Source organism: Thermonema lapsum, from assembly GCF_011761635.1.
GTDB lineage: Bacteria > Bacteroidota > Bacteroidia > Cytophagales > Thermonemataceae > Thermonema > Thermonema lapsum.
The window spans coordinates 60,272-84,268 of the sequence record NZ_JAASRN010000002.1 but is presented as its reverse complement, the minus strand read 5'-3'; the positions used below and the strand labels follow the sequence as shown (position 1 = coordinate 84,268).

Here is a 23,997-nt window from a genome sequence, read left to right as displayed (position 1 = left end):
AATGCGTGAATGAAGTTTTTTTATTTAGCGTATGTGCCAAAATGATACCAAACTTATGGCTTCTTGAATGGTAGGTGAAACAGCAGCTGATAAGCAAACCCGAAGCGGTTTTTGTCTGCGCGCCCATAGCCTGCCACATAATAGTTAGAGAAGCTATCTGCTTCTTTTACCTTCAAAGCCACCTGATAACGCGCAGTGAAACCCAGCATCAGGAAGCGCCAGGCACGTGCACGCAGCGCCAAGCTGAGTTCCCACCATTGGGCTTCCGTTTGCTGAGCAAGGCGCAGAGCGTTATTACCAAACACCGGGCTTACTAAAGTACTTTGCAGCTGCTCTGTGGTAAAAGAGCGTGCATGTCCTATGCCTACGCGCAGCATTTCGCCCGAAGAAAGTGTACTTTTCAGCAGATTATAGGCAACTCCCAGCCTGCCATAACTTCCTTGGGCGTCGTATTGTCCCAACGACTGCTCGTCTTGTTTCGAGAGGAACTGCTCAGAGCCAAGCTCTGCGTAAGCTACCCATGCTGCTTTATTGTGATACTCTGCCACTCCTTCGTATCGCTGTATTTGACTGCCGGGTAGCTGCCCACGGAGGGCACCAAACAAATCTATACCTAACGACAGCCCCCGACTTTGTGTCATGCCACTGTCGGGCAGCAGCACCACCAAAAGTAAGACAAGGTAAGCAAATTTAATTTGCTCGGATGAAAAGCCGTATAACAAAGTTTTTATTGGCATCTTGGCTGACATAAGCAGAATCGAAGTCATTTTGAAGGACTGATAACTCATTGTAGTTCATCTTCACGCCACATTCGGGCGACACCAGCTCGGCAATACGACGATAGCGCACCTGCAGCTTGCGTAGTCCCATGCCTTCTATGTCTATGCTGTAGAGCAAAGTGTCGCGCTGCGGATGCAACGGAAGGCGTGCCGTGCTTGTAGTATCCTGTACATAAAACAAACTGTCGCTTTGTTCTATGCTTATCTGACGTATGACAAGAGCAGTGTCTTGAACTGCCAAAGAATCGCGTCCCTGAATGTCTTGCAAGACAAGCAAGCGCTGAAATTGCAAACGCAACTGCTGTTCTATGGCACCGCTGCATACTACAGGCAGCTCTACGCAGGCACTCAACAACAACAAGCCAAGGGCATACACGTAATAATGAAATGGCATAGGCTACGATTCTATACTCAAAGATACGTTATTTTTTGGCACAAACTCAAATCAACTTCTGCCATAAACGAAAGGTAAAGTGCCAAAATGGCAGCTTTTTGAGCCTGGCATATTCATTGCTCAAATTGAAAGGCAAAGCAATAAAAAAACACACAAAAGGAGGAAACAACTATGGGAAAAATTATTGGCATTGACTTAGGTACTACCAACTCTTGCGTAGCTGTAATGGAGGGCAACGAGCCTGTAGTAATCATAAATGACGAAGGCAAGCGCACTACCCCTTCGGTAGTGGCATTTCTTGACAGCGGAGAACGCAAAGTAGGAGCACCTGCCAAACGGCAAGCCATCACCAACCCAAAACGTACCATTACCGGTATCAAGCGTTTTATGGGTAAACGCTACTCCGAGGTATTGGATGAGGTGAAGCGCGTGCCCTATGAAGTGGTGCAGGGTCCGAACGATACACCCCGCGTGAAAATCGACGACCGCACCTATACCCCCCAAGAAATCTCTGCTATGATTCTGCAAAAAATGAAGCAAATAGCAGAAGACTACTTGGGACAAGAAGTAACTGAGGCGGTTATTACCGTACCTGCCTACTTCAACGACGCCGAGCGTCAGGCTACCAAAGAAGCTGGTGAAATTGCCGGTTTGAAAGTGCGTCGCATCATCAACGAGCCTACTGCCGCTGCTTTGGCTTACGGGCTGGACAAAAAAGGCAAAGAGATGACCGTTGCCGTCTATGACCTTGGCGGCGGTACCTTCGACATCTCTATCCTAGAAATGGGCGATGGCGTATTTGAAGTAAAAGCCACTAATGGTGATACCCACTTGGGTGGTGAAGACTTCGACCAGCGTATCATCGACTGGTTGGCAGAGGAGTTCATGAAAGAACATCCGGGCGTGGACTTGCGCAAAGATGCCATGGCATTGCAACGCCTGAAAGAAGCTGCCGAAAATGCCAAAATTGAGCTTTCGTCTTCGACCCAAGCCGAAATCAACCTGCCCTATATAACCATCATCAACAACCAGCCGCAAAACCTGATTCGCACGCTTACTCGTGCCAAGTTTGAGCAGCTGATTGATGACCTCATCGAGAAAACCATGGAGCCTTGCCGCTTGGCGCTCCAGCAAGCCGGCTTAAAGCCTTCCGACATCGACGAGGTGATATTGGTAGGTGGTTCTACCCGTATTCCTAAAATACAAGAAGTAGTAGAGAAGTTCTTTGGCAAAAAGCCGAGCAAAGGCGTGAACCCCGATGAAGTGGTAGCTGTAGGGGCTGCTATTCAGGGTGGTGTGCTTACTGGCGAAGTGAAAGATGTACTGCTGTTGGACGTAATACCTTTGTCTTTGGGTATCGAAACAGTAGGGGGCGTGTTCACCAAGCTGATTGAAGCCGGTACGACCATCCCTACTAAGAAAACAGAGATATTCTCCACAGCATCCGATAACCAGACTTCGGTGGAAATTCACGTGCTGCAAGGCGAGCGCCCGCTGGCAAAAGACAACAAAACCATCGGACGCTTCCACCTGGACGGCATTCCGCCTGCACCGCGTGGTGTGCCTCAAATAGAAGTTACCTTCGACGTGGACGCCGACGGCATCTTGCATGTATCGGCAAAAGACAAAGCAACCGGCAAAGAACAAAAAATACGCATCGAGGCTTCGAGTGGCTTGACGCAACAAGAAATCGAGCGCATGAAGCGCGAAGCTGAAATGAATGCCGAAGCCGACCGTCGCGAAAAAGAACGCATCGAGAAGATGAACGCCGCCGACGCTATGATTTACCAAACCGAAAAGCAATTGAAAGAGTTTGGGGATAAGTTATCGGAGGCGAATAAAAGCAAAATCAATGCGGCTTTGCAAGAGTTGCGTTCGGCTTATGAGCAAAAAGACGTGGCTGCCATCGATGCTGCCTTAGCTAAGCTAAATCAAACATGGCAAGCTGCTTCTACTGAAATGTATCAAGGTGGACCGCAGCAAAATGGCGCTGCTGACCAACAAAAGAAAACAAGCGGTGCCGACGACGTAACCGATGTGGACTTTGAAGAAGTAAAGTAAGGCGAAAATAGAGAGTAACTGTAATGGGGTGGGGGGGCTGCCGTAGGCAGCCCCCCCATTTTTTTATTCACCTACAGGTTCTGCCCAAAAAATTTATGCAGCACAGCATCTGCCAAGAGACAGTGCAATCCCATGTATCACGACCCAGCATGCTGCCATAGGCATTCAATTCAACTTAAAAAAGAGGCGAAAAACTGAGTAGACGGTGGAATGTTGGCAGTTAGCCACTTTATCGCCTTGTTCTGGACATCAAAAAAACAGCCTCCCTTGACCGGGGAGGCGTCTGTCTGTGTGTGTTTAGCGGCTCAAATAAAGATTGCGTTCTTCATAAAGGCGCTGAAACACTTCATCCTGCAGGTTTTCGATGAAGTAGATGGCTTCACCGGTAGATTTCATTTCTGGTCCCAACTCTTTGTTTACGTTCGGAAACTTCTCAAACGAGAAGACCGGCATCTTGATGGCATAGCCTTTTCTTTTCGGATTGAATGTGAAGTCTTTGATTCGCTTCTCGCCCAACATGATTTTGGTAGCGTAGTTGACATACGGCTCTTGGTATGCTTTGCAAATGAAGGGCACCGTGCGCGAGGCTCGTGGATTTGCTTCTATCACATACACTTTGTTGTCTTTGATGGCAAACTGTATGTTGATAAGCCCCACAGTATTGAGTGCCAAAGCTATTTTTTTTGTGTAAAGCTCTATTTGCTCAATCACCAACGGACCCAGCGAGAAGGCAGGCAGCACGGCATTGGAGTCGCCAGAGTGGATACCGGCAGGCTCTATGTGTTCCATGATGCCAATAATATAAACCTCCTCGCCGTCGCAGATAGCGTCGGCTTCGGCTTCGATAGCGCCTTCTAAGAAATGGTCAAGCAAGATGCGGTTATTAGGAATTTCATTGAGAATATCGACCACATGCTGCTCAAGTTCTTCTTCGTTGATGACAATCTTCATGCTTTGTCCGCCTAACACATAAGATGGGCGCACCAGCAAGGGGAAATCCAGCTCTTTGGCTAATTCAGCCGCTTGGTTGGCATCTTCTACTACCCCAAATTTAGGGTAGGGTATGTTGAGCGAACGAAGCAGCTCGGAGAATTTGCCGCGGTCCTCTGCCAAATCAAGCGATTCATAAGAAGTACCCAAAATGGGGATGCCATAGCGGTTGAGTTTTTCAGCCAATTTGAGTGCTGTCTGTCCACCCAGCTGTACAATGACGCCCTCCGGCTTTTCGTGCTGAATGATGTCGTAGATGTGTTCCCAGAAGACGGGTTCAAAGTAGAGTTTGTCGGCTACGTCGAAGTCGGTAGAAACCGTTTCGGGGTTACAGTTAATCATGATGGTTTCGTAACCACATTCTTTGGCAGCAAGCACACCATGTACACAACAATAGTCAAACTCAATACCTTGCCCAATGCGGTTGGGTCCTGAGCCCAGTATGACCACCTTCTTGCGCTTGCTTACCTTCGATTCGTTCACCTCTTGACGCAGCTCTTGGCTGCCTTCGGGAGTCTCGGCAAAAGTGGAGTAATAGTAGGGGGTTTGGGCTTCAAATTCGGCGGCGCAGGTGTCCACCAACTTGAACTGTCGTTCGATGCCCAGCTCTTTACGGCGTTTGTACACTTCGCTCTCGAGGCAGCGCAGCAAATGGGCTATCTGACGGTCGGCATAACCGCGCTTTTTAGCTTCGAGCAGCAGTTTGCGCGGTATGTTGTGCAGTTCGTAGCGCTGTATTTCTTTTTCCAGTTGCACCAGCTCTTCTATCTGATGCAAGAACCAAGGGTCTATCTTGGTGAGCTTCTGTATGGTCTTAAAAGGGATGCCCAGTTTGAAGGCATCATAAATATGGAACAGGCGCTTGGAGTTGGGGTTTGCAAGGCTGTGAAGGATGGCTTGTTGGTCGGTGAGTTCCTTGCCGTCGGCGCCCAAACCGTTTCGCTTGATTTCGAGCGACTGACAGGCTTTCTGCAAGGCTTCTTGAAAGTTGCGTCCTATGCCCATGGCTTCGCCCACCGATTTCATCTGTAAGCCGAGGCTGTCTTTTGAGCCTTGGAACTTCTCAAAATTCCAGCGAGGGATTTTGACAATCACGTAGTCGATGGCAGGTTCAAAGTATGCCGAAGTGGTTTTGGTGATTTGGTTTTTGAGCTCATCTAAGTTGTAGCCTATTGCCAGCTTGGCAGCTACCTTAGCAATGGGGTAACCGGTGGCTTTACTTGCCAGTGCTGAGGAACGCGACACCCGTGGGTTCACTTCTATGCATATGAGCTCATCGGTGGCAGGGTTCACAGCAAACTGTATGTTGCATCCCCCGGCAAAATGACCGATGCCGTTCATGACCTTGATGGCTTGGTCGCGCATCTCTTGATACACTTTGTCGGAAAGGGTCATTGCCGGCGCCACAGTGATAGAATCGCCGGTGTGTACGCCCATAGGGTCAAAGTTTTCTATGGAGCAGATGATGATGACATTGCCGTTGTTGTCGCGTAGCAGTTCTAACTCATACTCTTTCCATCCCCAGATGCTTTGTTCTATGAGCACCTCATGCGTGGGCGAGGCTTTCAAGCCGCGGGTCAGGGCTTCGTTGAACTCTTCGGGGTTGCTTACAAAACCGCCACCGCTGCCGCCTAAGGTGTAAGAGGGGCGAATGACCAAAGGAAAGCCTATCTTTTGGGCTATCTCTTTGCCTTTGAGGAAAGAGTCGGCGGTTTCCCCTTGACACACATGCACGCCCAACTCAATCATACGTTTACGGAAGGCTTCGCGGTTTTCGGTGGTTTCTATGGCGTCGGTGTTTACGCCTATCATCTCTACGCCATATTTTTCCCAGATGCCCAGCTTATGGCATTTCATTGCCAAATTGAGGGCTGTTTGCCCTCCCATCGTGGGGAGCACGGCGTCTATCTTGTGCCGTTCGAGGATATGAACGATAGAGTCTTTTTCGAGGGGGAGCAGATACACATGGTCTGCCGTCACAGGGTCGGTCATGATGGTGGCGGGGTTGGAGTTGATGAGAATCACCTCGATGCCCTCTTCGCGCAGCGAGCGGGCTGCTTGTGAGCCCGAGTAGTCAAATTCGCAGGCTTGCCCTATGACGATGGGACCAGAGCCAATAATCAGGACGGATTTGATGTCGTTGCGTTTTGGCATTGCTTTGTTTTGTTTTTTGGGGGAGTCTTTAAGCGTAGATATAAAAAAAATCCTTTCCCGAAGGAAAGGAATAAATTATTTTGCACTGACGGTTTCTGGATGCCTTTTCTCTCGCAAAAGCTCTTTGCGCTTCAGCAACACTTCCACGAACTTGATGTCTTTTTCTGACTGAAACACCGAAAAAGGAAACCACAGGAATTGGACTTTGCCCATGAGCAGCAGGTAGCCGTCTTTGAGTTTTTCTGCGCCTTTTATCATGTCCCACTTGAGCACCATGCCTTCTTTTGGGTTCTTTTTGATGAGAATGTGTTGGCTGCTGATTTCATAGCTTAGGCGCTCAAACATAGGTTTATTTTGTTCCATGTAGGGGATGCCTGTGAACTGCGCATACCAGAACAGCCACCACAGCAACACGCCCAAAGGAGCCAAGAAGTAAATCCATAGGTTAGGATAAACAAGGTTGAGCAGTAGGTTCAGCACGATGATGCCAGCAAATATAGAAGCCGGTAACCACCATTGAGTGCGCAGGATACGCCGCATGCCCAGACGCCGAAATTCTTTGGGGTCTAATTGGTACTTTTTCGTTTTTACTATCATAAAGCGTTTTTACTTTACTGCTTTTAAACTGATGTCTAAACTTTGATAGGAGTGCGTGAGGCTGCCTACTGAAATGTAATCTACGCCACATTCGGCTACTGCCCGTATGGTCTGCTCGTTGATGTTGCCGGAAGCTTCTACTTTCATGCGCCCGTTGATGAGCTGCACAGCTTGGCGCATTTGTTCAGTGGACATGTTGTCAAGCATGATGATGTCGGCAATGCCGACTGCCAATACCTCTTTGACCTCTTCGAGGTTGCGAGTCTCTATTTCTATTTGGATGGGCTTGCCCAGTTTTTGACGGTAGGCGTCGGCAGCCACAAGAGCTTGGCGTATGCCGCCGGCATAATCTATATGATTGTCTTTGAGCATCATCATGTCGTAGAGCCCCATGCGGTGGTTTTGCCCGCCGCCAATATACACAGCCCATTTTTCGAAGAGGCGGAAATTGGGGGTGGTTTTACGAGTATCGAGCAAGGTAGCACCTGTGTCTTTTATCAACGACACCAGATAACGGGTTTTGGTAGCAATGCCGCTCATGCGCTGCATGCAGTTGAGCACCAGCCGCTCGGCTTGCAATATAGAACGCGCCGCGCCACTTACCTGCATCACTACATCGCCCCTCTTTACGTAGTCGCCATCTTGTGCGTGGGCTTTCACTTGCAGTTGAGGGTCGATACGATGAAAAATCCAGTCGGCAAGCTCCACACCGGCAATTACACCAGCGGTTTTCATTACTAAAATAGCTTCCTTTTGGGCATCTGCCGGTACGGAAGCTAAGGTAGAGTGGTCGCCTTCGCCGACATCTTCCTGTATTGCTAAGTCTATAAGGCGAAGGATGGTTTCTTTTTGGATGTAGTCGGGTCTTTTCACCGCTTTTTGATGTCTTCAGAAAGGATATTGGCTGCAAATATACAAACAGAATTTGATATTCTGTGCCCTTTCTTCTATTAAAGAGGCAGCACGGCGGTATAGCTAAGGCAATAATTACGCCAAGTAGCTTGCAGTGAAGGGAGCTGGCTCAAAGATGAACTTCTTGCCAAAATCATATTGACCCCAGCTATCATTTCAAACGGGGTCGAAGTGTAATGAGAAATTTTAAGCTTGCTGCTGCAAGCTACAGGAAGTATTCGGTTTTGCGCTTGCATTCGAAATGAAAAAGAAGAAAAGCCTGCAAAGAAAAGTTTCATCTGACGGTGTCAGTAGTACCGTTTCGATGAACCATCTTGCTACTTGGACAGGAGGGAGCTAAAAAGCCGGTTGCACACAAAAAACAAGTTCATGAACGTAAGCCGGTAGCACCTACTATCGAGACGATGAAGCCCACAAGCAGACGGAAGCCGGTTTCTTGCCATAAGATGACAGCTGTTGTCAGCATACGCACTTGTTGTTTGAGTATCTCGAAATCATTGGGAGTTTTCAGCCGTTTAAGCCAACTTTCCTTTTCGGCTTCCAGCGCTGCCAGACGTGCTTGCTTGACCGTATCTAGCAAGTCGGGAGAAAGCTTCAGCGTCATGTATAGCAAGAGCGTTTGCGTAACCACTAAGCTATAGTAGGTGAGCGTGAGCATTACCAAGCCTTCTGAGAAGGAGAGCTGTCCTCCGGCGACTCGTAATTTATAGTAAATGGTGGTGCCAACACTGATGCCAATAAACAAGAGAACATCCATGGCTTTGGGAGTGCTGTCTATTGGGTTGTCGTAAATAAGCACAAGTAAAATCCAGAACAAGGTATATACACCACAGCCCAAGAGTATGCCATATTTCAATGTTCGGAAGAAGGGATGTTTCATAGGAACCATTCCATTTTTTGGTTATTGACTACGCCCAACACTTTGCCTTTCAGGCGCTGCCCCAGTAAGGGGTGAGCGGGGGAAAGAGAACGGCTTTTTTCAAAGGTCCATTCCATGCTATCGTCAAAGATAGTAAGATTGGCGGCTTGGTTTACTTCAAAAGGAGGCAAAGATATACCCACAATCTTGCGGGGAGTTACACTGAGCTTTTCAATAACCAATTCCGTAGGCAGCTTGCTTTCCATGGTGCTCATGGCAAAGACGGTCTCTATACTACTCATGCCGAAAGCAGCCAAGTCAAGCTCCAGCTGTTTGGCTTCTATTTCGTGGGGCTGATGGTCTGAAACGATGGCGTCGAGAGTGCCGTCGCGGAGCCCTTGCCATAGGGCGGCGCGGTCCTCTGCAGTGCGTAAAGGTGGGTTTAGTTTGAAAACAGTATCGAAGTTATGGAGTGCTGTTTCGTCAAAAAGCAGGTAGGGGGCTGCCACATCGGCAGTTACTGCCAGACCGCGGGCTTTGGCTTGCCGTATCAACTCTACCGATTGGGCAGAAGAAATGCAGGAGAAATGGATGCGTCCGCCTGCGTATTCGAGCAGTGCCAAATCGCGCTGAATCATCAGGTGTTCTGCCAAGGCAGGCATGCCTTTTAGCCCCAAGAGTACTGCCGTAGTGCCTTCGTTCATGATGCCAAAGCGGGTGATATGGGTGTCTTCGGGGCGCTGGATGAGCAGCCCGTTGAAAGGTTGCAGATAAAGAAGTGTTTTGAGCACCAAGTCGCTGTCTTGTATGGGATGCAGACCGTCGGAAAAGGCAAGGGCACCATGCCGGTGCAGGTCTATCATCTCGCTGAACTCTTTGCCTTCTGCCTTTTTGGTGACGGCAGCTATGGGGTGCAACTGCACCAACTCATGGGGATTGTCGCTTTGCAAATAGCGCAGCGTGTCCTTGTCGTCCACTACGGGTTGTGTGTTGGGCAAAAGAGCTACTTCGGTGAAGCCCCCAGCGGCAGCTGCGCGCCGTCCGCTCATGAGGGTTTCTTTTTGCTCAAAGCCGGGGTCGGGAAAATAGGCACGCAGGTCGAACCATCCCCAAGATACTTTGAGGTTGGGCGACTCGACATACAGGGCGTTATCTACTGACAAGGGAGTATCTGAAATGGCAAGCAATACGCCGGAGCGTAAATGTAAATATTTTCTTTGCAGGTGCAAGGGATGACCGGGGAGCACAAGCTGTGCGCTGACTAAGATAACGTCTTCCATGGGCTGCTTCGTTTGGCTGCAAATCTAATGATTAAATGCAGCATCCTAAAACAATGCGTCAGACTTCGGTTTGTTGATTCAAAAACAGCTCAATCAATAGGCGGGCAGCATGCTGTGGTAAGAGTTTGTTGTGCAATACAGCGGCTTCTATATCGGGTAATTTGTTTTTTACCTCTTCGTGGGCATAGAAAGCTTCAAGCAGCTGTTCCTGCAAGGCAAAGCGTAGCCATTCAAGGCGCTGATTTTGGCGATTTTTCTCCCAAAAACCGTTTTGCTGTGTTTGCTCACGGAACTGCAGCAAAGTATCCCATATGCGTTTTATTCCCTTGTTGTAGAGCGCCGAGCAGGTGAGCACAGGCGGAAACCAGCCGTTTTCAGGCGCACGAAACAGATGTAAGGCATTTTCATAGGCATGCTTGGCTTGTTCGGCAGCTTTTATATTATCGCCGTCGGCTTTGTTGATGACCAAGGCGTCTGCCATCTCCATAATCCCTTTTTTGATGCCCTGCAGCTCATCGCCTGCTCCGGCAAGCATCAGCAGCAAAAAGAAATCGACCATGCTCTTGACAAGCACCTCTGATTGCCCCACTCCCACGGTCTCTATGATGACCACGTCGAAGCCAGCAGCTTCGCACAATAGCATAGCTTCGTGCGTGGCATGCGCTACTCCGCCCAATGAGCGCCCCGATGCCGAAGGGCGTATAAAAGCCTCGGGGCACAGGGAAAGGCGCTCCATGCGTGTTTTATCCCCTAAAATGCTGCCTTTGGTTTTGGGACTGCTGGGGTCTATTGCCAATACGGCGGGGCGATGCCCCTGTTCAATAAGGTATAGCCCAAAGGCTTCAATGAAAGTACTTTTGCCTACACCGGGCACGCCCGTGATGCCTATACGGTAGCTGCTGCCGGTGTGAGGTAGTAAACGCTCGAGCAACTGCACTGCCAGCGCACGGTCTTGGGGGCGACGGCTTTCTACCAATGTGATGGCTTTGCTCAGTATGATGCGGTTGCCGGCAAGTACTCCTTCGGCATATTCTTCTATGTTTAATCTGCGTTTCATGAAGTTTTATAGGCTTAAATGGCAAGAGAAGCTGGATTTTAAAAAAGATTCTGCTAAATTTAATACCTTTCTTCGATGCAGCCATAAACTTAACAGAGCCATGCGTAAATTCAAACTTTTGTTGAGAGACACATTCTTTATAGCGGTTTTTACCGTTTTAGTCATCATAGGCGTTGTGAATATCCCTTTTGATTTTGACGCCTTTAACCCGATAGAACAGACGCTCGACGATTTTGATATTACTGACATCTATTATTCCCGCATTCGTGGGGTCGATATTGAAGCCGATACCAACATCGTATTGGTCAACATAGGCAACCTGCCAAGAGAAGGCATTGCCGAGCAATTGCGCATTATTGGAAAGTTTTCGCCCAAAGTGATAGGTATAGATGCCTTTTTTTCGCATCTGCGGGGCGAGCCCGGCGATACCCTGCTTGCCGAAGCGTTGGCACAAACGCCCAATACAGTTCTAGTAACTAAGGTAGATTATAAGCCTGAAACCTCATCAAAAAAGATTAAATCCGGTGAGCTCGTGCCTTTTGATACGCTTATTACCTCACACCCTTTCTTTATGCAGCATGCTGTGGGTGCTTTTGCCAATTTGATTACGCCTGCTACTCGCGAAAATGCCCTCATTTCAGACTTGGCAGGTGGTTTGGAGACCTGCCGTTCTTTCGCACCTAAAGAGGTTACTAAAGACGGAAAAGAGCATATCGCCTTTGCTGTGAAGATGGCTGAGTTTATAGCGCCTGAAAAAGCCAAACGCTTCCTTGAGCGGAACAAAGAAGTAGAATACATTCATTTCAGAGGCAATTTTCAGAAATTCACAGTAGTAGATTGGCCTCAGCTTTTCGAGATGCATGATGCCGCCATGCAAGGCGATGAGGGTGCACAAGCTGCATTACAAAGTATTTTCCGTAACAAGGCAGTGCTCTTAGGTTTTATGGGTAGTACCTTGAATGAGGTGTCGCCATTAGACAAATTTTATACGCCTATGAATCCCAATTACATAGGCAGGGCAGAAAGAGATATGTATGGGGTGGTGGTGCATGCCAATATCTTATCGATGATTTTGCATGAAGAATATGTCGAAGAAATGCCCACATGGTTGAATTTGAGTATAGGCACTTTCATTCTCTTCTTTGCAGTGATGCTCTTTGCTGCGCTTTATCACACCGTGGACTTCTGGTATGACGGACTTAGCTTGCTGATTCAGACTCTGCTGGTGCTTTTCTTGCTTTACATGATTATCATCGTATTTGATAAGTTTTCTATGAAGGTAGACTGGGGACTGGCGTTCTTGGGAGTTGTTTTGTCGGCAAACATTGTAGAGATTTACTACGGAATTGTGAGCAAGCTGGTGGAAGGTTTCAATAAGCGTAAACGTCTGAAGAAAGTCGATTTGGAGCTGAGTTCTTCAAATAGCGATTGACAACAGCTTCACTTAGGCACGAATTTTGAAACTGAATTTTAAACAAAGAAAACGCTAACCTTTCTTTATTACTTAGTATAAATCCTTGATATTCAGAAAATTAAAACCAAAAAAGCCATGAAACCATTTAAGTATCTTATCTTGAGTGCCTTGTTTTTGGCTACTTCGCTTGTACACGCACAGGACTACGAGTTTAAAGTGGTAGCTTCACATGGGCAAGTACACAAAGCAAATTCCAACAGCCGTTTATGGGCTGGAGTGCAGTTGTCGCGCAAGGACGAAGTGGTGGTAGGTACTGCCAGCTATTTGGGTTTGGTGCATAAGTCTGGTAAAACCATCGAAATCAAATCGCCGGGCACTTACTCCATTGCAGAGCTGAGTGCCAAAGTCGGTAAAAGCCAAAGCAGCACCACCAGCAAGTATGTAAACTATGTGGTGGGTGAGATGGCAAAAGCCGAAAAGCAAGACATCAATACCAACCATCGCCGTTATATGGACATCACCGGGTCGGTGCAGCGTGCTTTGTTGGGTAAAGTAGCCGCCGTGCTGCCCGAGGCAGTAGTGCTTTATGAACCCAAGCTTTATCTGGAACTGTTTGCTACCGATGCTAAAACTAAATACAAAGGCTATAAGGTAGAGATAAAAACACTCTTCGATGCAGAGTCAGAAAGTAGTAATGCTTTGAAAGTCTTTGTGATTGAGGGAGATAAAGGTGAAATAGATCTTTCGTTCTTGCGGGAAGAGGGCTTGCGTGAAGAGCTGGGTCTTTTCCAAGACGAGCCTTTCATGATGACTATTACGCCCATAGAGAAAGATAGCAAAGATAGCAAGGAAAATTCAGCAAGTCTGGGAGGGGCTTCTATGTACTCGTTGCGTTTGCTTGCTCCCGGCGATAAGCTCTATGAGGAAGTAAGCCAAGAGTTGGGCAACGAGTCGGTAGAAACCGCCGTTGATTACCTCTTGAAAGCTGCCTATTTTGAAGACAAAGGCTTGTTTGCCGATGCTTTGCGTTGCTACAATAAAGCCATTGAATTGGCTCCTGAAGTGGAAGCTTTCCGGTCAGCTAAAGTGGACTTTGTAGCTCGTCATCAAAAAGAAATCATGCGGGAAAGTGCCCAAAAATAAGAGGTAGCCCTGCTTCAAAAACAAGTCTCTTGCCAAAATTGTGTGGATGCCATCTGTCATTTCAAACCTCGCATGGCATACCATCCCGAACGAGCGAAGCGAGTGAGAAAGCTCAGAAAAAGCATTTAAAAGAAGAAAAAGATTTTTCTCTCTAATTGCCCGAGGTAAAGAAGAAAAACCGAAACAATAGAATGCTACTTCATAAGACAAAAAAAGGATGCCATCGAGCATCCCTTTTTGTTGTATTGGAGCCTCCACAACAGTGTTTGTTAGTAAGCTCGCTCCAGTTTGCCTTCCATGTAGTTGACCAGTGCCCGGTTGGCTACCATGTTGCCTCCGGGTGTGGGGTAATTGCCCGTAAAATACCAATCGCCCGGATGGTGGGGGCATGCATGGTGTAGTCCCTCCACGCTTTGATAAACTACCGACAGGCGGGCTTTCATGGAGGCAGGGCGTATAATCTCTGCTATTTTATCCGATATTTCCTCGTCGCTAAACGGTGCATAAAGCTGTTTTACGTAGTTTTCATGGTTGCCCCCTTGTGCGATAGCCTTTTTACATTGGTGATATACCTCTTCCAAGAGGTTTTCCATGTTACGTTCATGCAGAAGTGCCCACACGGCACGAAAAGCAACAAACTCTCCAAAGCGTGACATATCTATGCCGTAGCAGTCAGGAAAGCGTATTTGCGGCGCCGACGACACAATAATGATGTGCTTGGGTTCGTGTTTGTCGAGTATGCGCAAGAGGCTTTTTTCTAAGGTAGTACCCCGCACTATAGAATCATCCATTACCACGAGGGTGTCGATACCAGGGCGAACAATACCTAAAGTAGTATCGTAGGCACTGCTTACAAATTCATTGCGGCTGTGGTCATCGGCAATGAAGGTGCGTAGTTTGGCGTCTTTTATCACCAGTTTTTCTACGCGGGCGTATTGAGTCTCTAGCTTTTGAAGCTGCTCGATATCTTGCTTTTTGACTGCCTCGATGCGCGCCTGCGACAGCCGGCGTTCGATGCCTTCTATCATGCCCAGGAAGGCACTCTCTGCACTGTTGGGCACATAGGAAAAGATGGTTTCCTCTAAGTTGTAGTTTATCTTTTCCAGTATTTTGGGGACCAGCTGCATGCCCAACTGCTTGCGCTCACGGTAAATGTCGGGGTCGTTGCCGCGTGAAAAGTAAATGCGTTCAAAGCTACAGGATGCCAGCGGTTGGGGAGCAATGAAGGGTTTTTGCTCAAAGCGCCCATCTTTTGAAATGATGAGTGCATGAGCCGGTTTAATTTCTTCTATCTCGTCATAACGAATACCAAATGCCTGCTGAATGGCAGGGCGCTCCGATGCCACAGCTATGACCTCTTCGTTGGCATAGAAATAAGCAGGGCGTATGCCGTTGGGGTCACGGGCAATAAAGGAGGCACCATACCCGGTAATGCCTGCAATGGCATAGCCACCGTCGAAGTCTTTGCAGGCACGCTGAAGCACGCGTTGCAAATCTATGTTTTCTTCTATGATGCGGCTCATTTCTTGTTTGTTGTACTGCCCTTTGTATTCCCGGTAAATGCGCTCGTTTTCTTCGTCAAGAAAATGCCCTATTTTTTCTAGCACGGTGACGGTATCTATTTTTTCTTTGGGATGCTGTCCCAAAGAAATGAGCTTATTGAACAGCTCTTCTACATTGGTCATATTGAAGTTGCCGGCAAGGATAAGGTTGCGGCTGCGCCAATTGTTTTGTCGCAATTGAGGGTGGCAGTTTTCGAGAGCATTCACACCGTGCGTGCCATAGCGCAGGTGCCCGAGTAGAACTTCGCCCGTAAAAGGTACATACTGCTTCAGCCATTGGGCATTGAGCGCGTATTCTTCGTAGCCTTCCAGCGCTTTTTGAATACGCTTGTATATTTTCTTAAATATCTTCTCGGTAGGGTTGGGGTCTATGGAGCGATAGCGGCTGATATAGCGGTAACCGGGGGGCACGTCCAGCTTGACGACTGCCACACCGGCGCCGTCTTGCCCGCGGTTACGCTGTTTCTCCATCATCCAGTAAAGTTTGTTCAAGCCATAGAGAGGCGTACCATACTTTTCAAGGTAATACTCGTAGGGCTTTCTGAGGCGAACGAATGCTATTCCACACATAGGGATAAGTGTCTATAAGATTTGCTTTATATGAAAAACAAAAGAGCGCAGCAAGGCGCTCCTTTAGAATGCGTTTAGTTACCTAATTCCGAAATAAATTTGATGCGCATGAGCCGTAGCTCTTCTTCGGTATATTCATCTTCGAACTCAGCTAAGGCGTCTTCGAAGGCTTCGTCTATACTGTCGGTTTCGCTGCTGCGGAAGAAGTCATAGATTTCTTCCTGACGTTCGGGTTCCAACAGTTGGTTGATATAGTAATCGAGGTTGAGCCGCACACCTGAGTAACAGATGCTTTCTATTTCGTCGAGCAGTTCGCTGAATTCCATATCCAGACTGTCGGCGATTTCCTCGAGGTCTATCTTACGGTCTATCTGCTGGATGATGTAAATCTTGGTTTTAGAGCGGGAAGGGGTCGATTTTACGACTACCTCGCTGGCAGTTTCTATGTCGTGCTCTTCTACATAATTGCGTATGGCTTCCAAGAAGGGGCGTCCAAATTTGATGACTTTGCCACGTCCCACACCATTGATTTGTTCAAGTTCTTGCTCGGTAGTGGGGTAGGTGGTAGCCATCTCTTCGAGAGATATATCTTGAAAGATGACATAAGGAGGCAGCCCTTTTTCTTTGGCAATCCGTTTGCGCAGGTTGCGCAGTAGGTCATAGAGCACCTCATCATAAGCTTTAGTTTGGGTGGCTACGCTGCTTTCCTGTTTTTCGAGCTCCTCCAGTGTAGTTTTCGAGTAGTCGTGGTCTTCGTGCAGGGTAACTATATAGGGATGAGCAATAAAATCCTTGCCTTTTTCAGTGAGTTTAAAGATGACCTGTTGTTCTACTATCTCTTTGCTGAGAAAGCCCATAATGAGGATTTGGCGGTAAAGAGAACGCCAAAATTTCTCGCTATACTTCTTACCTTTGCCATATATGGGTAGTTTGTTGTGCTCATAGCTTTTGATATAGTCGTTGGGCTGTTCCATGAGTACGTCGATGAGGTGGTCAATGCCAAAACGCTCGCCGGTAGCTTCCACAGCTTCCAGAGCCCACTGTACTTCTTTATCTACTTTGAATTGTGGTGTGGGATTGGTACAGTTATCACACATTTCACAGTTGTCTTCTTCGTAGTACTCACCAAAATAATGAAGTAACTGCCGGCGGCGGCATAGACCCGATTCGGCATAATCAGCCATTTCTGCAAGCAGATACTTAGCGTTGTCGCGCTCAGTTACGGGTTTGTCTTTATTGAACTTGTCAAGTTTTTGAATGTCGTCGTAGCTGTAAAGCAAGAGGCAATGCCCTTCTAGCCCGTCGCGTCCTGCGCGTCCGGTTTCTTGGTAGTAGCCTTCCAACGATTTGGGGGTATCGTAGTGAACGACAAAGCGCACATCGGGCTTATCGATACCCATGCCGAAAGCGATGGTCGCTACAATCACATCTACCTCTTCATTGAGAAAAGCATCTTGGTTGCGCATGCGCACGTCGGCGTCCAAACCGGCATGATAGGGAAGGGCTTTGATGTCGTTGACGTTGAGCAGCTCTGCAATTTCTTCTACTGTTTTCCGGCTGAGGCAATAAACAATACCCGACTTGCCTTTGTGTTTCTTTATGAAACGGATAAGCTGTTTTTCGCTTTCTATTTTGGGGCGTACCTCATAGTACAGGTTGGGACGATTGAAAGAGGATTTAAACACTGTGGCGTCTTCAATGCCCAGATTCTTTATGATGTCTTGTTGGACTTTGGGGGTTGCCGTGGCGGTGAGCGCTATGATGGGTAGCTCGCCGATTTGGTCTATCACACTTCTTATCTTACGGTATTCTGGGCGAAAATCGTGCCCCCATTCCGAAATACAGTGCGCTTCATCTACAGCAACAAATGATATTTTGGCTTGCTTAAACAGGTCGAGATTCTCTTCTTTTCCGAGCGATTCGGGGGCTACATACAGTAGTTTGGTGCTGCCAGCTAGTACGCTCTCTCTTACCTGCTGTATTTCCGACTTGGAAAGGGTAGAGTTTAAAAAATGGGCTTCTACGCCTACCGCATTCAGTTGGTCCACTTGATTTTTCATCAGGGCAATGAGTGGCGAAATGACCAGAGCCGTCCCTTGCATGATGACAGCCGGCAGTTGATAGCAGAGCGATTTGCCAGCACCCGTGGGCATAATCACAAAAGTATGCTTACCTGCCAAGAGGTTTTCGATGATTTGCTCTTGGTTGCCGCGGAATTGATTATAACCAAAAATTTCTTTGAGCTTACTTTTCAGCTGTGCGTTTTTTTGTCCTACCGACATAGTCCCATCTGTCCGTTTAATAAGTCCTTGTTACAAAGATAAACAAAAGGAAGAGAAGCAGTTAGCTGCTTCTCTTTTAGGAAACACGAAGCTATAAAAATTTGAAAAAATCGACTTGTAAAGTGTAATTTTTAATTAAAATATGTGTGATAACAGAGCGTTATACACCGATAAGCATACGTTCGGGGTTCTCGAGCAATTCTTTGACTCTGTACAAGAAGCTTACCGATTCACGCCCATCGATGATACGGTGGTCGTAGGAAAGTGCCACATACATCACGGGTGCTATTTTGACTTCGCCGTTTACGGCAATAGGACGTTCTACAATATTGTGCATTCCCAAAATAGCTGACTGCGGTGCGTTGATGATAGGCGTTGACAGCATGGAGCCGAAAACGCCTCCGTTGGTGATAGTAAAGGTACCGCCTTGCATTTCTTCTATGCTCAATTTACCTTCGCGCGCCTTGTTTGCTAAACGTATGATTTCTTTCTCTATTTCATCAAAAGTCATTTGTTCGGCGTTGCGGATGACGGGTACCACCAAACCACGGTCGGTAGAAACAGCAATCGATATGTCGCAATAGTCGTGGTATACGATTTCATCTCCATCGATACGGGCATTCACGGCGGGCCATTCTTGCAGGGCAATGCAGCAAGCCTTGGTGAAGAAGGACATAAAGCCCAAACCTACGCCGTATTTTTCTTTAAACTTGTCTTTGTATTGCTTGCGTAAGTCCATGATAGCCTGCATGTTCACCTCATTGAAGGTGGTGAGCATGGCTGTTTCGTTCTTTACAGCAACCAAGCGGCGGGCTATGGTTTTGCGCAGCGAAGACATACGTTGACGGCGCTCATGACGGCTACCGGTGGTTGTTGGGGCAGGGCTTGGTTCTTGAGTTTGCTTGGTAGGTGTTGCTGGTTTGCTGTCTGGTTTGCTGTCTGTTTTCTTTTCTGCTTTGAGTGCATCTTCTTTGGTGATGCGTCCGCCCGGACCGCTGCCTTTTACTTGCTCATAAGGGATGCCTTTTTCGTCCAGTATTTTCTTGGCGGCAGGAGAGGGGTGCCCTTTGGCGTAGTCGTTTCCTTGTTCGCTACTTTCGTGCGGTGTGGGTGCGGAGGCGCTCTCTTGGTTCTGAGGTACCCCCTCCACAACTTCTATTTTGCAAATCAAGTCGCCTACTTGCAGGGTGTCGCCTGCTTTTGCCATATGACGCAAGATGCCGCTGGCTTCGGCAGGCAGCTCAAAGGTGGCTTTGTCTGACTCTATTTCGGCAATGATTTCATCGGTTTGTACAAAAGCGCCGTCTTCTTTGAGCCAGTTGCCCAATACTACTTCATTGATAGATTCACCCAAAGGCTGCACTTTCATTTCTACTACTTGCCCAGAAGGTTGAGGTCCTTTACTGGTAGGAGCTTCTTTGGTTGTTGTATTTGCTGGCTTATGGTCTTGGCTGCCTTGCGGGTCTATTTTGCAAATGACAGCGCCCACCGGTACGGTTTCACCTTCTTGGGCAACGATATGAAGTACACCAGAAGTTTGGGCTACTACCTCGAATGAGGCTTTGTCTGATTCCACTTCGCAGATGACTTCGTCGGCTTTTACGAAATCACCGTTTTTTTTATGCCATTTTCCGATGGTTACTTCTGTGATGGATTCACCAAGAGTGGGGATTTTTTGCTCAATCATGCTCATGGTTTTGCTTTTTTATGGTAAAGTATGCTGTTTCATTGTTTGTTAAGAAAAAGAAAGACGCTGCCCGTGGGTCGTAAGTTCCACAGGCAGCGATTAAGAGCCGGCTATTTTAGCGGAGCAAAGGCTTTCTCCACGATTTCTTGTTGCTCTTTCAAATGCACTTTGTAGTAACCCGTTGCCGGTGAGGCACTGGCTTTGCGGGTGATGCCTTCCATGGGCTTGTAATTGGTGATGATGTAGGTGTAGGCACCCATATTGCGGGGCTCTTCCTGCACCCAACGCAGTTGAGCCTTGGGATATTTGGCGAGCACGGCTTCCAACTGCTTATGCGGGAACGGATAGAGTTGCTCTAAGCGCACGATAGCCACATCTTCACGTTCATGCTCATGCTGATAGGCTTGTAGGTCAAGGGCTATCTTGCCACTGCACAAGAGCACGGTCTTTACCTTTTTGGGGTCGGCATAGGGGTCATCCAGCACCTCAAGGAAGCGCCCTTGGATGAAATCTTCTATAGGTGAGGCTACCTCTTGGCGGCGCAGCAATGACTTGGGTGTCATGATGACCAAGGGCTTGCGGAAGTCCCAAGCCAGCTGACGGCGCAACACATGGAAGAAGTTGGCTGCTTTGGTAATGTTGCATACCACCATATTCAACTCGGCACAGAGTTGCAGGAAACGCTCGAGACGGGCAGAGGAGTGCTCCGGTCCCTGTCCTTCATAGCCATGGGGCAACAGCATCACCACACCATTCATTTGCTGCCACTTACTTTCGGTAGCAGAAATGAACTGGTCTATCATGACTTGGGCACCATTGGCGAAGTCGCCGAATTGAGCTTCCCAGATAACCAGAGCATTGGGGTTTGCCATAGAATACCCGAACTCAAAGCCTAAAACGCCATATTCAGACAACAAAGAGTTGTAGATGCGCAAATGCTGCTTTTGGTCGGGGGTGATGTGATTGAGGCTGAAGTAGGGTTCATTGGTTTGTGAGTCGTAAAGCACGGCATGGCGATGCGAGAAAGTACCGCGGCGCACATCCTGTCCGGTAATGCGCACGATTTTTTCCTCTAAAAGAATAGAGCCATAAGCCAATAGTTCGGCAGAAGCCCAGTCCAGCACTTTGTCTTTGAAGAACATCTGTTCTCGGTCGGCAAGCAGCTTCTTGATTTGCTTCAAGGGTTTAAAGCCTTCCGGAACAGTGCAGAGCGCTTTGCCCACTTTTTCTACTACCTCGGGCGAAACTCCGGTTTCAGGCGACTGTTCGAAGTCTTGTTCTGTGGCTTTGCGCAGCTTCATCCAGTCTTTTTCGAGCTGGAGGTAAGTGTAGGGCAGCGGTTTTTGTTTTACTTCATTGAAGCGGTCGTTGAGTAGTTTCTTGAACTCTTCTTCCATCTGCTCTGCCAGCTTGGCATCCAAGCTGCCTTGCTGCTTGAGCTTTTCTATATACACTTCGCGGGGGTTGGGGTGCTTGGCAATGAGGTTGTAGAGCTTGGGTTGGGTGAATTTGGGTTCATCGGTTTCGTTGTGCCCATGGCGGCGGTAGCACACCATGTCGATGAAGATGTCGCGATGGAACTTTTGGCGGAATTCGGCAGCAATCTGTGCACAGAATACTACGGCTTCGGGGTCGTCGCCGTTGACGTGCAACACAGGGGCATCGATTATCTTGGCTACATCGGTGCAGTAAATGCTTGAGCGCGCATCGTCGAAGTCAGTGGTAAAACCTACTTGGTTGTTGATGACAAAGTGGATAGTGCCTCCAGTAGTGAAGCCCTCCAATTGAGACATCTGTACTACTTCGTAAACAATGCCTTGCCCGGCTATGGCTGCATCGCCATGGATGAGCACCGGCACGACATATTTTTTATCAAAAAACTCCTCGTCGATTTGTGCACGCGCATATCCTTCCACTACGGGGTCTACGGCTTCGAGGTGCGAGGGGTTGGGCGCCAAACGCAGGTTTACCTCTTTGCCTGAAGGTGTTTTGATTTGGCTGGCAAAGCCCATGTGATACTTCACGTCGCCGTCGCCCATAGTAGAATCGGGGATAACAGCCCCTTCAAATTCGCTGAATATCTGTTCATAGGTTTTGCCCATGATGTTGGCAAGCACATTCAGGCGTCCGCGGTGTGCCATCCCGATAATGATTTCCTTGGCATCCAAGTCAGCCAAACGGTTGATGATGGCATCGAGTGCGGGGATGGTAGTTTCGCCCCCTTCCAGCGAGAAGCGTTTTTGTCCGAGGTATTTTGTATGTAAGAAGTTTTCGAATACGACGGCTTCGTTTAGCTTCTGAAGGATGCGCTTTTTGTATTCTATATCGGGGTTGAAGTGAATGGATTCGTATTCTATTTTTTCTTTGAACCACTTTAGAATTTCTGGTTCGCGGATGTACATGTACTCAAATCCGATGCTTGAAGTGTATATTTTTTGTAGAGCGGCAATGATGTCACGTAGCTTGGCACGCCCGATGCCTATTTCTGCTCCTATGTTGAACTCTTTGTCGAGGTCTTCTTCGCTAAGGTTAAAGTATTCGAGTTCCAGAATGGCGCGTCGGTCTTTGCGTTCCCTTATCGGGTTGGTTTTGGCTTTAAGATGCCCCCGGCTTCTGTAAGCATGAATCAGCTGATACACATTGAGCTCCTTGCTGCTAAGCACGCTTTCGGTGTCGGTGCTTGCCATGCCGTTACTATGATATTGCAGGGCAAATTCAAAGCCCTCGAAAAAGCGTTGCCAGCTGGTGTCAACCGACTGTGGGTCCTGCTTGTATGCCTGATACAAAGAATCGAGGTAGTTGCCATGTGCATTGGCTACATAAGAAAAGGTCTCCATGGGATTCTCTAATGTGCTTTGGTTTACTAATTACAAAGGTAAGTGTTTGTCTATAATATGTAAACCTTTTATGCGCATTAGCAAATATTTTTGTATTTCAATTATTTGCAATGATTTTGGGTGGTTTTAAAAAAGGATATTTTGAAAAAAGAGCCCCCTTGCAGATTTCTACAAGGGGGCTTCTTCGAGCATCTATGTATTGCTTATGGTTTAGGCACTGACTTTATTGCGCATCAACAGTCCCACTTTTTCGATGAGGTCAGCGATACGGTTGGAGTAGCCAAATTCGTTGTCGTACCAACCTACCACTTTCGCCAGGCGACCGTTTACGCTGGTCAGTTCGGCATCGAAGATGCAAGAGTGCGGGTTGCCTACAATGTCTATGGAAACGATAGGGTCTTCGGTATATGCCAAGATGCCTTTCAGTGCACCTTCGGCTGCATCTTTCATTGCTTTATTGATGCTTTCTTTGTTGGCATCTTTTTTCAATACTACAGTCAGGTCGGTTACCGAGCCATCAGGAATGGGTACCCGCATGGCAATGCCATCCAGCTTGCCTTTCAGGTGAGGCAATACCAAGCCTACGGCTTTAGCAGCGCCGGTGCTGGTAGGCACAATAGAGTAAGCAGCAGCACGTGCACGGCGCAGGTCTTTGTGCGGTGCATCTTGCAGGTTCTGGTCGGCAGTATAAGCATGCACAGTGGTCATGTAACCACTTTCGATGCCAAACACTTCATCAAGCACTTTAGCCATGGGTGCCAAGCAGTTGGTAGTGCAAGAAGCGTTCGATACAATCAGTTCGTCGCCAGTAAGTAGGTTGTCGTTTACGCCCAATACTACGGTAGGCACTTTGTCGGGCGACTTGGTAGGTGCTGAAAGAATGACGCGCTTGGCTCCGGCAGCGATGTGAGCATACGCACTTTCGTAGTCCAGAAAGCGACCAGTAGATTCCAGCACTACGTCGATACCCAGCTCGCCCCAAGGTAACTTGGCAGGGTCTTTTTCGGCATACACTTTAATAAGGGTGCCGTTGACAACGATACCTTCGGCGTGGGCTTCTACTGTACCGGGGAACTGCCCGTGCACAGAATCATATTTCAGCAGGTGCGCTAGGGTGGCGCTATCCGTAAGGTCATTGATGGCTACAACCGCTATGTGCTCTTTTTGCAGCATGGCACGGAACGACAGACGCCCGATGCGCCCAAAGCCGTTGATGGCTACTTTTAGTTTATTTGACATGGCAACGCTTAGGTTTGATAAGTGAAACTTAACAGTGTTGTACACTCGGTACGACGCTGCAATATTACAAAATATACATTGATATATGAAGCCAAGAGTTTATGGGGCAGTGCCAAAAGTGGAAAATAAAAAATAAAAATAGAAACAAAAAACTGCTTTGCTTGTTACAATTGAAAGTAT

General features: G+C 47.8%; 16 protein-coding genes. 3 read left to right on the top strand and 13 right to left on the bottom strand.

What is annotated here, in order from left to right; all coding sequences use genetic code 11:
* Window positions 1-53: 53 nt before the first annotated feature.
* Both FHS56_RS05715 and FHS56_RS05710 read right to left on the bottom strand, forming a co-directional pair.
* Complete coding sequence (locus tag FHS56_RS05715) at window positions 54-722, bottom strand: DUF6048 family protein (protein ID WP_166918942.1); 669 nt, start codon at window positions 720-722, stop codon at window positions 54-56.
* Complete coding sequence (locus tag FHS56_RS05710; RefSeq protein WP_166918941.1) at window positions 691-1,173, bottom strand: hypothetical protein; 483 nt, start codon at window positions 1,171-1,173, stop codon at window positions 691-693. The genes FHS56_RS05715 and FHS56_RS05710 overlap by 32 nt, the downstream gene beginning before the upstream one ends.
* A 171-nt stretch (window positions 1,174-1,344) precedes the next feature.
* Between FHS56_RS05710 and dnaK the strand changes: the two genes are divergently transcribed.
* Complete coding sequence (gene dnaK / locus FHS56_RS05705; protein ID WP_166918940.1) at window positions 1,345-3,234, top strand: molecular chaperone DnaK; 1,890 nt, start codon at window positions 1,345-1,347, stop codon at window positions 3,232-3,234.
* A gap of 297 nt (window positions 3,235-3,531) precedes the next feature.
* Here dnaK and carB read toward each other — a convergent pair whose 3' ends face one another.
* The 6 genes from carB to meaB all read right to left on the bottom strand — a co-directional run bounded on the left by carB (window position 3,532) and on the right by meaB (window position 11,083).
* Window positions 3,532-6,378 (bottom strand): carbamoyl-phosphate synthase large subunit, encoded by a 2,847-nt coding sequence (gene carB / locus FHS56_RS05700; RefSeq protein WP_166918939.1) that lies wholly within the window; start codon window positions 6,376-6,378, stop codon window positions 3,532-3,534.
* Window positions 6,379-6,453: 75 nt separating this feature from the next.
* A complete protein-coding gene (locus tag FHS56_RS05695) occupies window positions 6,454-6,975 on the bottom strand; it encodes a YcxB family protein (RefSeq protein WP_166918938.1) in 522 nt (173 codons plus the stop codon).
* A gap of 9 nt (window positions 6,976-6,984) precedes the next feature.
* Window positions 6,985-7,848: a carboxylating nicotinate-nucleotide diphosphorylase gene (gene nadC / locus FHS56_RS05690; RefSeq protein WP_166918937.1), complete on the bottom strand. Its 864-nt coding sequence runs from the start codon at window positions 7,846-7,848 to the stop codon at window positions 6,985-6,987.
* Window positions 7,849-8,254: 406 nt separating this feature from the next.
* On the bottom strand, window positions 8,255-8,767 hold the full coding sequence (locus FHS56_RS05685; protein ID WP_166918936.1) for a DUF4199 domain-containing protein: 513 nt from the start codon (window positions 8,765-8,767) through the stop codon (window positions 8,255-8,257).
* On the bottom strand, window positions 8,764-10,026 hold the full coding sequence (locus FHS56_RS05680; protein ID WP_166918935.1) for a dihydroorotase: 1,263 nt from the start codon (window positions 10,024-10,026) through the stop codon (window positions 8,764-8,766). The genes FHS56_RS05685 and FHS56_RS05680 overlap by 4 nt, the downstream gene beginning before the upstream one ends.
* 58 nt (window positions 10,027-10,084) lie before the next feature.
* Window positions 10,085-11,083: a methylmalonyl Co-A mutase-associated GTPase MeaB gene (meaB, locus tag FHS56_RS05675; protein ID WP_166918934.1), complete on the bottom strand. Its 999-nt coding sequence runs from the start codon at window positions 11,081-11,083 to the stop codon at window positions 10,085-10,087.
* A gap of 100 nt (window positions 11,084-11,183) precedes the next feature.
* Here meaB and FHS56_RS05670 point away from each other — a divergent pair, with 100 nt between their 5' ends.
* Both FHS56_RS05670 and FHS56_RS05665 read left to right on the top strand, forming a co-directional pair.
* Complete coding sequence (locus FHS56_RS05670) at window positions 11,184-12,515, top strand: CHASE2 domain-containing protein (protein WP_166918933.1); 1,332 nt, start codon at window positions 11,184-11,186, stop codon at window positions 12,513-12,515.
* A 117-nt stretch (window positions 12,516-12,632) separates the two neighbouring features.
* Entirely contained in the window at window positions 12,633-13,640 is a 1,008-nt protein-coding gene (locus tag FHS56_RS05665) for a tetratricopeptide repeat protein (RefSeq protein ID WP_166918932.1), read from the top strand.
* Window positions 13,641-13,909: 269 nt separating this feature from the next.
* On the opposite strand, the gene FHS56_RS05660 is transcribed toward FHS56_RS05665, so the two are convergent.
* The 5 genes from FHS56_RS05660 to gap all read right to left on the bottom strand — a co-directional run bounded on the left by FHS56_RS05660 (window position 13,910) and on the right by gap (window position 23,817).
* Window positions 13,910-15,772 (bottom strand): amidophosphoribosyltransferase, encoded by a 1,863-nt coding sequence (locus FHS56_RS05660; protein WP_166918931.1) that lies wholly within the window; start codon window positions 15,770-15,772, stop codon window positions 13,910-13,912.
* Window positions 15,773-15,846: 74 nt separating this feature from the next.
* Window positions 15,847-18,054: a DNA helicase RecQ gene (recQ, locus tag FHS56_RS05655; RefSeq protein WP_166918930.1), complete on the bottom strand. Its 2,208-nt coding sequence runs from the start codon at window positions 18,052-18,054 to the stop codon at window positions 15,847-15,849.
* 160 nt (window positions 18,055-18,214) lie between these two features.
* A complete protein-coding gene (gene odhB, locus FHS56_RS05650; RefSeq protein ID WP_166918929.1) occupies window positions 18,215-19,747 on the bottom strand; it encodes a 2-oxoglutarate dehydrogenase complex dihydrolipoyllysine-residue succinyltransferase in 1,533 nt (510 codons plus the stop codon).
* A gap of 104 nt (window positions 19,748-19,851) precedes the next feature.
* Complete coding sequence (locus tag FHS56_RS05645; protein ID WP_166918928.1) at window positions 19,852-22,578, bottom strand: 2-oxoglutarate dehydrogenase E1 component; 2,727 nt, start codon at window positions 22,576-22,578, stop codon at window positions 19,852-19,854.
* 210 nt (window positions 22,579-22,788) lie between these two features.
* Window positions 22,789-23,817, bottom strand: coding sequence for a type I glyceraldehyde-3-phosphate dehydrogenase (gene gap, locus FHS56_RS05640; protein WP_166918927.1), 1,029 nt, complete (start codon window positions 23,815-23,817; stop codon window positions 22,789-22,791).
* Window positions 23,818-23,997 lie beyond the last annotated feature (180 nt).

Coding starts and splice junctions, on each gene's coding strand:
- FHS56_RS05710 (WP_166918941.1), bottom strand. CDS start 1,173: ATGCCATTTCATTATTACGTGTATGCCCTTGGCTTGTTGTTGTTGAGT.
- dnaK (WP_166918940.1), top strand. CDS start 1,345: ATGGGAAAAATTATTGGCATTGACTTAGGTACTACCAACTCTTGCGTA.
- carB (WP_166918939.1), bottom strand. CDS start 6,378: ATGCCAAAACGCAACGACATCAAATCCGTCCTGATTATTGGCTCTGGT.
- FHS56_RS05695 (WP_166918938.1), bottom strand. CDS start 6,975: ATGATAGTAAAAACGAAAAAGTACCAATTAGACCCCAAAGAATTTCGG.
- FHS56_RS05685 (WP_166918936.1), bottom strand. CDS start 8,767: ATGAAACATCCCTTCTTCCGAACATTGAAATATGGCATACTCTTGGGC.
- FHS56_RS05680 (WP_166918935.1), bottom strand. CDS start 10,026: ATGGAAGACGTTATCTTAGTCAGCGCACAGCTTGTGCTCCCCGGTCAT.
- meaB (WP_166918934.1), bottom strand. CDS start 11,083: ATGAAACGCAGATTAAACATAGAAGAATATGCCGAAGGAGTACTTGCC.
- FHS56_RS05670 (WP_166918933.1), top strand. CDS start 11,184: ATGCGTAAATTCAAACTTTTGTTGAGAGACACATTCTTTATAGCGGTT.
- FHS56_RS05665 (WP_166918932.1), top strand. CDS start 12,633: ATGAAACCATTTAAGTATCTTATCTTGAGTGCCTTGTTTTTGGCTACT.
- FHS56_RS05660 (WP_166918931.1), bottom strand. CDS start 15,772: ATGTGTGGAATAGCATTCGTTCGCCTCAGAAAGCCCTACGAGTATTAC.
- recQ (WP_166918930.1), bottom strand. CDS start 18,054: ATGTCGGTAGGACAAAAAAACGCACAGCTGAAAAGTAAGCTCAAAGAA.
- odhB (WP_166918929.1), bottom strand. CDS start 19,747: ATGAGCATGATTGAGCAAAAAATCCCCACTCTTGGTGAATCCATCACA.
- FHS56_RS05645 (WP_166918928.1), bottom strand. CDS start 22,578: ATGGAGACCTTTTCTTATGTAGCCAATGCACATGGCAACTACCTCGAT.
- gap (WP_166918927.1), bottom strand. CDS start 23,817: ATGTCAAATAAACTAAAAGTAGCCATCAACGGCTTTGGGCGCATCGGG.